14 protein-coding genes are annotated in these 12,329 nt (G+C 68.3%); 10 read left to right on the forward strand and 4 right to left on the reverse strand.

Going from position 1 to position 12,329, the window contains the following annotated elements:
- Positions 1-13: 13 nt before the first annotated feature.
- On the reverse strand, positions 14-304 hold the full coding sequence (locus P1L40_RS13425; RefSeq protein ID WP_284007703.1) for a DUF7526 family protein: 291 nt from the start codon (positions 302-304) through the stop codon (positions 14-16).
- A gap of 138 nt (positions 305-442) precedes the next feature.
- On the opposite strand from P1L40_RS13425, the gene P1L40_RS13430 reads away from it, so the two are divergent.
- On the forward strand, positions 443-1,786 hold the full coding sequence (locus tag P1L40_RS13430) for an MFS transporter (protein WP_284007704.1): 1,344 nt from the start codon (positions 443-445) through the stop codon (positions 1,784-1,786).
- A gap of 1 nt (position 1,787) precedes the next feature.
- Here P1L40_RS13430 and P1L40_RS13435 read toward each other — a convergent pair whose 3' ends face one another.
- Positions 1,788-2,966 carry an ATP-binding protein gene (locus P1L40_RS13435; protein WP_284007705.1) on the reverse strand — a complete coding sequence of 393 codons (1,179 nt, stop codon included), beginning with the start codon at positions 2,964-2,966 and terminating at the stop codon, positions 1,788-1,790.
- Positions 2,967-3,102: 136 nt separating this feature from the next.
- On the opposite strand from P1L40_RS13435, the gene truD reads away from it, so the two are divergent.
- Both truD and P1L40_RS13445 read left to right on the forward strand, forming a co-directional pair.
- Positions 3,103-4,473 carry a tRNA pseudouridine(13) synthase TruD gene (gene truD / locus P1L40_RS13440; protein WP_284007706.1) on the forward strand — a complete coding sequence of 457 codons (1,371 nt, stop codon included), beginning with the start codon at positions 3,103-3,105 and terminating at the stop codon, positions 4,471-4,473.
- 54 nt (positions 4,474-4,527) lie between these two features.
- A complete protein-coding gene (locus P1L40_RS13445; protein WP_284007707.1) occupies positions 4,528-5,256 on the forward strand; it encodes a DUF2103 domain-containing protein in 729 nt (242 codons plus the stop codon).
- 15 nt (positions 5,257-5,271) lie between these two features.
- Here the strand turns inward: P1L40_RS13445 and P1L40_RS13450 are convergent, their stop codons facing one another.
- Together P1L40_RS13450 and P1L40_RS13455 are read right to left on the reverse strand one after the other, a co-directional pair.
- Entirely contained in the window at positions 5,272-5,913 is a 642-nt protein-coding gene (locus tag P1L40_RS13450) for a hypothetical protein (protein WP_284007709.1), read from the reverse strand.
- Between the two features lie 38 nt (positions 5,914-5,951).
- Positions 5,952-6,176, reverse strand: a complete 225-nt coding sequence (locus tag P1L40_RS13455) for a hypothetical protein (protein ID WP_284007710.1) — start codon at positions 6,174-6,176, stop codon at positions 5,952-5,954.
- A 185-nt stretch (positions 6,177-6,361) separates the two neighbouring features.
- On the opposite strand from P1L40_RS13455, the gene P1L40_RS13460 reads away from it, so the two are divergent.
- From P1L40_RS13460 to P1L40_RS13490, 7 genes are read left to right on the forward strand one after another with little or no spacing between them, the layout of a single operon-like run.
- Positions 6,362-6,670 carry a 50S ribosomal protein L37ae gene (locus tag P1L40_RS13460; RefSeq protein ID WP_379775907.1) on the forward strand — a complete coding sequence of 103 codons (309 nt, stop codon included), beginning with the start codon at positions 6,362-6,364 and terminating at the stop codon, positions 6,668-6,670.
- Positions 6,671-6,696: 26 nt separating this feature from the next.
- Positions 6,697-6,831 (forward strand): DNA-directed RNA polymerase subunit P, encoded by a 135-nt coding sequence (locus P1L40_RS13465; protein ID WP_284007713.1) that lies wholly within the window; start codon positions 6,697-6,699, stop codon positions 6,829-6,831.
- Positions 6,828-7,094 (forward strand): KEOPS complex subunit Pcc1, encoded by a 267-nt coding sequence (locus P1L40_RS13470; protein ID WP_284007714.1) that lies wholly within the window; start codon positions 6,828-6,830, stop codon positions 7,092-7,094. Before P1L40_RS13465 ends, P1L40_RS13470 begins: the two co-directional genes overlap by 4 nt.
- A 41-nt stretch (positions 7,095-7,135) precedes the next feature.
- A complete protein-coding gene (locus P1L40_RS13475; protein ID WP_284007715.1) occupies positions 7,136-10,609 on the forward strand; it encodes a PAS domain S-box protein in 3,474 nt (1,157 codons plus the stop codon).
- A 58-nt stretch (positions 10,610-10,667) separates the two neighbouring features.
- A complete protein-coding gene (locus P1L40_RS13480; RefSeq protein WP_284007716.1) occupies positions 10,668-11,075 on the forward strand; it encodes a DUF7344 domain-containing protein in 408 nt (135 codons plus the stop codon).
- 37 nt (positions 11,076-11,112) lie between these two features.
- Positions 11,113-11,877 (forward strand): aldo/keto reductase, encoded by a 765-nt coding sequence (locus tag P1L40_RS13485; protein ID WP_284007717.1) that lies wholly within the window; start codon positions 11,113-11,115, stop codon positions 11,875-11,877.
- 59 nt (positions 11,878-11,936) lie between these two features.
- The gene (locus P1L40_RS13490; protein WP_284007718.1) at positions 11,937-12,326 is read left to right on the forward strand and encodes a prefoldin subunit beta; all 390 of its coding nucleotides are present in this window, start codon (positions 11,937-11,939) and stop codon (positions 12,324-12,326) included.
- The last annotated feature ends 3 nt before the right edge of the window (positions 12,327-12,329 follow it).

Here is a 12,329-nt window from a genome sequence, read left to right on the forward strand (position 1 = left end):
GCTTCGGCGCGATTTAGTCCAGTCGTGTCGCCTCGTAGACGCCTGCCATCTCCGTCTCTCGCACCCGGGCAGTCACTTCCTCGCCCTCGTCGGCGCCCCGTTCGGCGACGAGCGTGACCGGCTCGATCGGTTGTCGCAGGAGGAAGGATCTGAGCCGCTCGATCCACGAAGGGGTACCGCCCTCCCGGCAGACGAGGACGTACTGGGAATCGGCCAGTTCCCGCAGTTCCGGCTGGAGGTCGTAGTCGTCCAGGTCCGCCGGCTCGACGACGTGGATGACTTCGCCGCGGATCCGCTCGGTCATACCGATCTGTTGGCCCGGAGACCTATGTGTGTCTCGTGTCCGGACTCAGTATGTGAATATTTTACACGGAAAGGTCCTATAGGCCTTGCTTGGGTATTTTTCCGAGAGTTAAGTGGCTCCCACACCTGGGATTGATCGATGGCGACCGACACGGAGGAATCCGTCGACCTGCTCGATAGCTTCCGGCAGTTTTTCGCCCTGGAGCGGGACGTGCTCGTCCTCTCGCTGTCGATGCTCGCCTTTAGCCTGGCGTTCCAGATGACTGGCCGGTACGTCCCCGAGTACCTGCGGGTGCTCGGCGCGAGTGCGGGCGTCATCGGGCTGTACGGGAGCGTCGGCAACTTCATCAGCGCCGTCTACCCCTACCCGGGCGGTGCGATCTCGGACCGGATCGGCTCGCGGCTGGCGCTGACGGCCTTCGCCGTGCTTGCGACGCTTGGCTTCGGCCTGTGGTATCTCGCCTCCGTCGTCGGCGATGTCGCGGTCGGACCGGTGACAGTCCCCGCCTGGGGACTCGTCTTCGTCGGGCTCTTCCTGGCGCAGGCCTGGAAGTCGTTCGGGCTCGGAGCCACCTTCGCCATCGTCAAACAGGCCGTCCCGCCGGATCGGCTGGCGATGGGCTTCGCCAGCACGGAGATGTTCCGCCGGATCGGCTTCCTGCTCGGCCCGCTACTCGCGGCCGCGCTGCTGGCGCTGACGCCGACGTTCGCCGGGGGCTTCCAGCTGATACTGCTCGCAGCTATCGCCTTCTCGCTGGTCGCGACGGTCGCCCAGCACGTCCTCTACGACGCCAGCGAGGACTCGCTGGGCAAGTCCTTCCAGGGACTCCAACAGGTGCTCGCGGACCTGCGGTCGATGCCGGAACCGCTGCGGCCGCTGCTGGTCGCGGACACCCTCGTCCGCTTCGCCAACGGGATGGTGTACGTCTTCTTCGTCATCGTGGTCACGGAGTTCCTGTCGGTGGGGTTCTCCGGATTCGGCGTGTCGCTGCGCCCGGACGCGTTCTTCGGTGTCTTGCTCGGCGTCGAGATGGTCGTCGCGATCCTCTCGATGGCGCCGGTCTCGAAGTTCACCGAGTACGCCGGGCTCAAGCCCGCGGTGGCGCTTGGCTTCTCGGTGTACGCGCTGTTCCCGCTGGCGCTGATCTTCGCGCCGGCGGACCAGTGGCTGATGGTCGCGCTCTTTGCGTACTCGGGCCTGCGATTTGCCGGCCTGCCGGCCCACAAGGCACTGATCGTCGGGCCCGCCGAGGCCGACGCCGGCGGCCGCGTCACCGGCACATACTACCTCGTCCGCAACACCGTCGTCATCCCGAGCGCCGCGCTGGGCGGGTGGCTCTACGGCAGCGAGTGGGCGTTCGACATCGCTGGTCGGACGCTCCGGGCAGGGCCGGAACTGGCCTTTCTCACCGCTTCGGTGATCGGGCTGCTCGGTGTCGTGTACTTCCTCCTGTTCGGCGAGGAGTTCCGGGCCTACGAGTGACTCAGGCCGGTGCGGCGTCCGAGTGGCGCTGTTTGAGTGTCTGTCGCGGCCGAATCGGTGCCGCGTCCGCCGTTCCCTGTGCCCCCGGAAGCGTGAGCGTGACGACCGCACCGTCGTCGTTCGACAGCGTCAGATCGCCACCGGACTCCGTGACGGTCCAGTACACCAGCCAGAGGCCGAGCCCGACCCCGTGTTCGAGGGCTGGCTCGCTCGGTCCCGCCTCGGCGAACATGGACTCCTCGATGTCGGGGAGCCCGCGCCCGTCGTCGGCGATGCGGACCTGCACGGAATCGCTGTCGGTCGATTCCTCGATCGTGACGGTGATCGTGAGCGCGTTCGTGTCGTTGTGTTCGACGGCGTTCGAGACGACTTCCCGGAGCGCGGTCTCGATCCGGGGGTGAGCCTGTACAGCTACCGAATCGGGTGCGTCCATCCGGACGGTCACGCCGGAGTACTGAGCGTTGGCGTCCCCGAGCACCTCTTCGGTGAGTGCCGCGACGTTCACTGTCTGGCGTTCCGTCGTGTCCCAGATTTCCCGGATCTCGGCCATCTTCTCGGAAAGGCCCACGAGCCTGTCGGTGCGACTGGTGAGCAGACTGAGCCGGTCGCCGATTCCGGGCGTCTCGACGTTCTCGCGGAGGTCCGTCGCGACCCCGTCGATCACCGTGAGGTTGTTCCGAAGGTTGTGTCGAAGCACCCGGTTTGTCACCGACAGCCGGCGGTTCAGGACCGCCATCTCCTCGTAGCGGTGGTTCAGTTCCGTGTTGCTGCGCCGGAGGCGCGCGTAGTAGTAGCCCAGATACGGCCCGGCGACGGTCCCACCGGCGCCCATGATCATGGCGTAGTACAGCGGTTCGTTCAGCGAGTATCCCTGTAGCACCTGGATTCCCGAGGCGAGCAGCGACAACGCAGCGGTCGTCAGGCCCAGCCCGACCGTCGAGTAGCCGACGTACCGAAACTGCGCGGGAGCGACCCGGTCGGCGGTGTACCGGATCGACACGACGAGGGCGGCCGAGAGCGCACAGACGACCGCCAGCTCCATCAGACGGACGGGTAGTCCGGACGTATCCCCCGCTGCGTGGACGATACCGACGATGGCGAATGCCGGGCCGAGGAGGTACAGCGACCACAGCGTGTACCGAGAGCGAGCGCTATCGCTCACGGTGTTTGTGTCATCCACGACAGAAAATACTGTGTGACTGTCAAAAAGGCTTGTGCCTGCTCCCGTCGCGTTTCACGAACGTACACCGCGGCCGGCGCCGTCGACGCCGGGAACGCCAACGCTAAACCCGCCCCGCCGAAGAACTCAGTAGCACATGCGCGAGGCTCACCCGATAGAGCAGGCGGTCGGCATGGAGTACTACGTCAGCGATGCCGACGGGATCGGGGGACACCTCCGCGAGACGCCGGGGGACTTCCGGGTCACGGAACTGGAGGCGTTCGACACCGAACCCGTCGACGCCGACACCGGTGCGTACCCCCATCTCGTGTTTCGGGTGGAACTGCGGGACTGGGACACCAACGACTTCGCGAGCGCGCTCTCGGACCGGCTGGGAATCTCCCGCGAGCGGGTCTCCTGGGCCGGGACGAAAGACAAGCGCGCGGTCACCCGACAGCTCTTCTCGGTGAAGGGGATCGACGCCGCCGACGTGCCCGTGATCGACGACGCCGACATCGACGTGGTCGGGCGCGCGGGGCGGCCGATCCTCTTCGGCGATCTGGCTGGCAACGCCTTCGAGATCACCGTTCGGGACGCCGAGGCCCCCGAAAACGCCGCGTCGGTGGTCGCGGATCTGGCGGCCTTCGGCGCCGGCGAGGGCCCGCCCGACGAGCGGACCGGGTCGCTGCCCGACGGCGAACTGACCGTCGGTGTCCCGAACTACTTCGGCCAGCAACGGTTCGGGTCGCGCCGGCCGGTCACCCACGAGGTCGGCCTGGCGATCGCCCGCGGCGAGTGGAAGGGTGCCGTGCTGGCCTACGTCGGGAACCCGAGCGAACGGGAACCCGAAGCCACCCGCGAGGCGCGGGCCTACGTCGACGAGACCCACGACTGGGCCGGCGCGCTGGAGCGTCTCCCCCGGGCGCTTGGCTACGAGCGGTCGATCTGTCACCGGCTGGTCGAGAACGGTGCGGCGACGCCCGCGGACTTCAGGGACGCGCTGGCGGCGGTCCCGTCGAACCTCCAGACGCTGTTCGTCAACGCCGCCCAGTCGTACGTCTTCAACCGGGTCCTCTCGGCGCGGCTGGAACGCGGGCTCCCCTTCGACCGCCCCGTCGAGGGCGACGTGGTCGCGTTCGCCGACGGCGACGCGCCCGAGGGTCTCCGCCTGCCGGACACCGACCGAACCCAGCGGGTGACCGAGCGACGCCTGCGGACCGTCGAACGCCACTGCGAACGGGGGCGGGCGTTCGTCACGGCGCCGCTCGTGGGAACCGAGACGGAACTGGCCGACGGCGAGCCCGGCGAGATCGAGCGGGCGGTGCTGGACGACATCGGGCTGGCGCCGGCCGACTTCGATCTGCCCGGCGAGTTCGACTCCTCGGGGACCCGCCGGGCGGTCTTGCTTCGGACGGACCTGGCCGTCGACCGCGACAGCGACGACCTGACGTTCTCGTTCTCGCTGCCGAAAGGCAGCTACGCGACGGTCCTCCTGCGGGAGTTCCGCAAGGGCGACCCGGACGCGTAGGGCGGACACGCGAAACCGCCCCGCTTATCCGCGACAGGTCCCCTACGGACAGGTATGGACTGTCGGCAGTGTGCCACGCCGCTCGCCAGACCGGGCGACTACTGCCTGGTCTGTCACACTGCCAACACCGAAGTGGTCGTGCTGGATCTCGGGCGCGACCGCGCGACGGTCTCCTGCATCGCCGAGGAGGAGGTGGTCGGCCAGCGGACGGTGACGACCACGCCGGAGGGAGACGGCAGCGACCAGCAGGCCGTCACGGAGCTGCGGAACTTCGCCGGGCTGATCGCCGACGAGGTCCGGCGCAAGCGGCCCGAAGAGGTGTACGTCACCGGCGACCGGGCCGTCATCGGAGCCGTCCGCGGCCAACTGCACCACGAGTTCTACCGCGTCGAGGGCGACGACCCCGTCCAGCGCGTCCTCGACCGCCGGGGCGAACCCGCCCTGGAGGTCGTCGAGGCGTCGCTGGCCGAGAAACTCGGCGGGAGTCACTCGACGCTGATCGGCGGCCGGACCGGCCAGCGGGCCTTAGAGACCGTCGCCGGCCACCCCCACGTCAAGAAGGTCATCCCCGGCCCCATCGACGCCAGCGGGTCCGGGGCTCGCGGTGGCGTCCGGGCGAAGGCCACGCGGGCGGACACGAACGGGAACGTCCGGGTGCTGATCCGTGACGGGTCGAGCGTCCAGGAGAACCGCGTGGTCACGACGGCCGGCGACCGAGAGCTAGGAGAACACGTCCGGGCGGACCTCAACGAGGCGCTGCGGGAAGCCGAACTCCAGGACTGATTGGTGGCCCGCGGCTCAGGACACCATTCCGACGACGAGCACGACGGCGACGGCACCGATCACGGGAATCGCCCGACTCTCCCCGCTCCACTCGACCGTCGCGTCGACGACCAGCGGCACGACGTGGAGGACGCCCAACAGCACGAACGCGACCGGTTCGACGGTGGCGAACGAGCGGACACCGACGAGTACCACCGACCAGGCCACGAGGGCGCTCGACAGATAGCCGACACCCCGTTCCCGGAAGCCGGCACGGAACAGGAGGGTCCCGGTCCCGAGGTAGCCGACGCCGAACGCGACCGCCCAGGCGTGCCAGAACGCGAGACGAGGCGGGAGCACCGAGGCGACGCCTGCGACGGTCGCCAGCATCGCCGTCCCGTTGGCGCTCCCCCAGACGAACATCGCGTCGGAGAACCGGACCGAAGCCGGGCCGTGGAACACGGTGAGCAGCCCGAATCCGGCGATCAGCACGACCCACCACGCGGTCGCCACCACTGGGGCCAGGGGGACGGCCGACCAGGCTACCAGTTGGGTTCCGCCCCAACCCAGCGCGCCGGCGGTCGCGCCCGCCAGCAGGAACCCGGCGTCGGAGAGGCGGCCGCTCGTCGCCGGAGCGATCCGCTGGAGAAACGCCCGGACGCCGTCGGTCGGTGCCATCACCGACGGTTCGGGTCGAACGACCGTAAGTCGTCGCCTCAGGCGAACTCGGCGAGCACGAGCAACACGCTCGGTGCGGCGAGCAACACCAGGCCACCGAGGATGAGCAGCGCCGGGAGGACCAACAGTCCGGCCTCGGTGAACAGCCACATCCCGAGGCCCGCGAGCAGTACAACGAGCCCCAGAAGCCGCAGGGCCCAGGTGACGATGCCCTCGAACCCCGAGTCTGCGAGCACGTCGACGACTTCGAGTGCTTCGTCCATAGCGGGCAGCGGTTCTCGTTACAGTGGTTTAGATGCTGTGGGCGATTGTACCCCGTCTGACGTTAACTGAGGGTAACGTCCGGAGAAATATATTGACACAAGCCCGGAAACGGCCGAGGCGCTGTCGCTGGCGTTCCGGTACCGTCGCCGAACGCGACTCGCCCGGACTCGTTCTCGAAGGGCTTATGTGGACGCTCGGCGGACAGCAGAACACTATGGCCAACAACAAGGGACGTACCGGAAGTGCCGGCCGATTCGGCGCTCGCTACGGTCGTGTCTCCCGTCGCCGTGTCGCCGAGATCGAAGCGGAGATGAACGAGGACCACGCCTGCCCGAACTGCGGCGAGAAGCGCGTCGACCGGCAGGGGACCGGGATCTGGCAGTGCAGCTACTGTGACTACACGTTCACCGGCGGGAGCTACAAGCCCGAGACGCCCGGTGGCAAGACCGTCCGCCGCTCGATCCGCGCCGCGCTGGCCGAAGACGAGGAGTAAAGAGGCTCCGTCGATTCACACAACGTATGAGCTACAAGTGTTCTCGCTGTAAGCGCGACGTGACGCTCGACGAGTACGGTGGCGTCCGCTGCCCGTACTGTGGGCACCGGGTGTTGCTCAAGGAGCGCGCCCCCGACATCAAAGAAATCGAAGTCGAGTGAGCGCGCCACACAGCACTGTTCTCTCCGTCACCTTCGAGTCTTCTGACCGCGCCCGCAGGATCGAGCGCAGCGTCAGACCCGAGATCGGCGCGATCGACGGCGACCGGACGACGGCGACGCTCTCCCGCGACGGCGACACCGTCGAGGTACTCGTCAGTGCCGACGACCTCGTCGCCGTCCGGGCCGGCTGTAACACCTGGCTGACGCTGCTTGGAACCGCCGAACGCGCCGACGACGCCGTCCGTGACGCCGAAGGACTATAGTGGATCCACGGCGCTGGTGCTGTACGACCGATGTGTCTGACATGACGATGGATTCGCTCGACAGCGACCGACCGCCGACAGCCAGGGCAGCGGACGCTGTCGTCCTGTACGCCGACGCCGATCCGGACGCCCGCGAGGCGGCCGTCCCACCCCTCGAACGCCGACACGCGGGACTCTCCGTCGTCACTGCAGGCACTGCCGATGGCGCCCGGGACGTTCTGGAGACCGGTTCGGTCGATTGTCTCGTCGTCGACCCTGCCGGGTTCGACGCCCTCGACACGGTTCTTGCCGCCACGGACTGCCCGGCGGTCCTCTACACCGCGCTGGACGCGCCGACGCTGGAGACGCTCTCCGATCGGGTCCGGACGATCGTCGAGAAACCGATCGACACGACGTGTCCGACACTGCTCGTCGAGAAGGTCCACAACATCGTCAGCGAGCGGCCCGAGCGGACGAGTGCCCACGCGGTCGCCGAAGAGTCGCTCGTGACCGACGAGGTGCTGGTGGCTCTGGCGGCCGACGGGCGGATCACCTGGACGAGCGACGGGCTTTCGAGCGTCCTCCCGCCGACCCTGGACACGGCTGCCGACACGCTGTCCGGACGGATCGAACCGGCCGTTCCCGACGGCGATGCCGGCCGGCGTGCACTGGCACGGCTTCGGGACGGCCTCCACGAACCGGTGGTGGTTCCGATCGGGACGGCCCGGCGGGACCGATACCTGCTGATTCGACCCCACGACGCCCCGCCGGGCACGGACGGGGAGAACCTCGTCGCCGTCGCGGATGTCTCCGACCGGGTCGAGTCCGTCACACAGAGCGAGCAACTGTCGCTGCTCGTCGACGAGGCCCGCGACGGGCTGTACACGCTCGACGAGGACGGCGTGGTCGACTTCTGTAACGACGCGTTCGCGGCGACACTGGGCTACGACCGAGAGCGCCTGCGTGGGACACACGCCGCGGAGCTACTCGCCCCCGGCGAACTCACGAAGGGCCAGCGAACCGTCGAACGGCTGTTACACGACCCCGAACGGGAGCAGGCGACCGTCGAGTTGCGCTTTCGCTGTGCCGACGGCGTGGAACGCCTCCTGTCGATCCGATACACGCTCCGGCTGGGGCCGGACGGTACTTACGACGGGCTGATGGGGGCCGTTCGCGATGTCACCGAGCGTCGCGAACGCGAGCACGCGCTCGAACAGGAACGGGCGCTGTTCGAGAGCCTGGTCGAACACTTCCCCAACGGCGGCGTGTTCCTCTTCGACGACGACCTGCGGTTCGTCGAGGCCGGCGGCCAGGAACTCCCGTCGCTCGGGCTCGACAACGAGGCGATGATCGGGCAGACACCCGCGGATATCTTCCCCCCGGAGAACGCGCGCGTCCTCGAAGAACGCTATCGGGCGACACTCTGGGGCGAACACTCGTCGTTCGAGGACACGTATCAGGGGAACCGATACCGGGTCCAGACGATCCCGATTCCGGACAACGACGCGGCTGCCGGGATGGCCGTCGCACAGAACGTCACCGAACAGCGCGAGCGCCAGTGGGAGCTCGAACGGTCGAACTCGCTGCTCTCGACCCTGCTCGACACCTTGCCGCTGGGGATTCTCGTCGAGGACAGCGACCGCGAGATCACGGCCGTCAACCAACAGTTCCTGGACATGTTCGAACTGCTGGGCACACCCGAGGGGCTCGTCGGACGCGACTGCGTGGCCCAGGCGCGGGACGTGTGTGAGCTGTTCGTCGACGGGACGGCGTTCGTCGAGGGGATCGCGTCCGTGCCGGCCCAGCACCGCGCGCGTCACGACCAGGAACTCGAACTGCACGACGGGCGCATCTTCGAGCGCAGTGCCGTCCCCGTCTCGCTGACGGACGGTCGGGGGACGATCTGGCTCTACCGGGATGTCACCGACCGCGTCCAGGACGAGCGCGAACTCGCCGAGACGACCGAACGGCTCGATCTGGCGCTCGAAGGTGCCGAGCTGGCGGTCTGGGACTGGGACCTCGAAACCGGGTCGGTCACCCGCAACGACCGGTGGGCGGCGATGCTCGGGTACGACCCGGACGACATCGCGGACGAACTCGACGAGTGGGCCCAGCGGATCCACCCGGCAGACCGGGACCGGGCCGAGGCGGAGCTTGCCGCCCACTTCGAGGGCGAGACCGACTACTACCAGTGTGACATCCGCTTGCAGACGAAGTCCGGGGAGTATCGGTGGGTCCGGGACTCCGGGAAGGTCTTCGAGTGGGACGACGCGGGCGAACCGATCCGTGCGGTCGGCATCCACCAGGACATCACGGCGCGCAAGGAGCAGAAACGCGAACTCCGACGCCAGCGCGACGAACTGGAGCTACTGGCACGCATCCACTCCCTGATCCAGGATGTCATCCGTGCGCTCGGGGCCGCGGCGAGCCGCGAGGAGATCGAGGAGATCGTCTGTCGCCAGCTCGTCGAGTCGTCGCTCTATCAGTTCGCCTGGGTTGGCGAGCGCGAGGGCGGCGACAACCGGCTGGCGACCCGGACCGCGGCCGGTGACGACGACGGCTACCTCGACATCGTCCGCGAGCGGGCGACGGCAGCCGACCGCGAGCAGGGGCCGGGGACGGTGGCCGTCGCGACCGGGGAAGTTCAGGTCGTCCGTGACGTGACCGAGGAACCCACGATGACCGACTGGCGGGACGAAGCGACCGAGCGGGGCTACCGCTCGGCCGCGGCGATCCCGCTCGTCCACAACGACGTGGTCCACGGCGTCCTCGTCGTGTACGCCACGCGGCCGGACGCGTTCAGCGACCGCGCCGTCGAGAGTTTCACCGTCCTGGGTGAGATGGTCGGGTTCGCGCTCACCGCCGTTCAGAACCGTCAGTTGCTGGCTCACGACACCGCGCTGGAACTGACCTACCGCGCCCGGGACGATCCGCTCGTCGCCGCGGCCGCCCGGGCGGACTGTCGGATCGAACTCGCCGGCTCGGTCGCGGTCGAGGACGGCTCCCTCCAGTACCTCCGGATCACCGACGGCGACCCCGCGGTGGTGCTGGACGCGGTCCGGGAGGAGGGCGCCGCCGTGGACGGGCGGATCGTCGCCGACGACGGGACACACGGTGTCGTCGAACTCACGACGCCCGACGGCTTCGAGGCGTCACTGCTCGACGTGGGGGCACGGCTCCAGTCCGTCGTCGCGACGCCGACCGAACTCGTCGTCACCACGGAAGCACCGACGGACGCCGATCCCCGGACGATCCGGGATGTCCTCGCGAGACGCGCACCGAGCACCGAGTTGACGGCGAAACACGAACGGACGCGCTCGCCCGCGTCGCTGACCGACACCGTGACGGTGACCGACGGCCTGACCGATCGACAGCAGGAGGTCCTCAGAGCGGCGTACTTCGCGGGCTACTACGCCTGGCCCCGGGACACTACCGCCGAACAGCTCTCCGAGCGGCTCGGGATCGCCTCGCCCACGCTCCACCAGCACCTCCGGCGTGCACAGCGGAACCTCCTCGGGGCGCTGTTCGATGACTGACCGCCTAGTCGACTAGGTGCGCAGTTGATACCCGCGACAGTCTTTGGTGTAGGCGCGTATGTCCGACCAGAGTGGCGACGGTCCAGACAGCGAGCAGTGGCAGGGAATGACGCCACAGGACCGTGGATTCACGACGCCGATCGCTGACGATGTCTTCGAGGCCCTGGCGGACTGGCGACGACGCGCCGTCTGTCGGCACCTCTCGACGGCCGACCAGTGTGCCGTGGACGTTCGGACGCTCGCCGTCGCCGTCAGCAGTCGCGGGCAGTCCAGTTCGGTCCCGGACGCCGAGGCGACTGTCGACGCAGTCGAGACCGAACTGCTCGAGACACACCTCCCGAAACTCCACGACCTCGGTGTCCTGGACTTCGACGAGCGAAGCGAGACGGTCCGGTACTGGGGATCGCCGACCGTCGAGAAGTGGGCCGAACACGCCGACGCTGTCACCGACCACAACGAGTTCTGACCGACAGCGACTTCGGGGTGTCGGCCGACCACCGCGTATGGACCTGCCGCCTGTCGGCCTGGGGACGATGGGGCTTTCCGATCCGTCGACGGTCACGACCGCCATCGATCTCGGCTACCGTCATCTCGACACCGCACAGATCTACGAGAACGAAGGTATCGTCGGGGAGGGGATCGCCGCCGCGTCGATCGACCGGTCGGAACTGCTCGTCGCGACGAAGCTGTGGACCGATCGCCTGGCCGGTGACGACGTTCGTCGGGGGACCGAGGCGAGCCTCGACCGGCTCGGCCTCGACCGGGTCGATCTGTTGTACGTCCACCGACCCCGCGACGACTACGCGCCCGACGAGACGCTTCCCGCGCTCGATGCGGTCCGAGCGGACGGGCTGACGGCCCACGTCGGCCTCTCGAACTTCGAGCCCGCGCAACTGGAAACCGCTCGCGAGCACCTCGACGCGCCGATCGCGGCCCACCAGGTCGAGTTTCACCCCTTCTTCGCCCGCCAGGCGTTGCTCGACGACGCCCAGGCCCACGGCTATCCGCTCGTGGCGTACTCGCCGCTGGCTGGCGGGGCCGTCTTCGAGGACCCGACGATCACCGAGATCGCGGCCGACCACGACACCACGCCGGCCGCGGTCAGTCTCGCGTGGGTGCTCTCACACGACAACGTCGTCACGATCCCGAAGGCGTCCTCCCCGACCCACCTGCGAGCCAACCGCGAAGCCGCCGCGTTGGAACTCGACGCGGCGGAGATCGACCGGATCGACGCGATCGACCGCGAGGAGGAACTCTACCCCGAGTAGGGTCACGGCGCTCGGGGTGAAAGCGTGGGTTTAACAGTCCGGACCCCGACCGTCGGAGTATGCAAGGAAATCTCCCGCCCGAAGCACAGGAGAAGCTCGAGGAACTGCAGGACCTGCAGGAGACCGCACAGCAGGTCGCCGCACAGAAACAGCAGGCCGAGACAGACCTCCAGGAGTCCCAGACAGCCCTGGACGAGCTCGACGATGTCGAGGACGACACGGTGATGTACCGCGAAGTCGGCGAACTGCTCGTCCAGACGGACCTCGACGAGGCCCGAGAGGACCTCGAAGAGAAGGTCAGCAACCTCGAAGTCCGCGTCGAGACCCTCGAAAAGCAGGAAGAGCGCGTCCAGGAGCAGTTCGAGGACCTCCAGGGCGAGCTCCAGCAGATGCTGGGCGGCGGCCCGGCCGGCGGCCCGGCCGGCGGTCCCGGCGCTGGCGGCGCGTAAGGC

Source organism: Haloarcula pelagica (assembly GCF_030127105.1).
GTDB classification, from domain to species: domain Archaea; phylum Halobacteriota; class Halobacteria; order Halobacteriales; family Haloarculaceae; genus Haloarcula; species Haloarcula pelagica.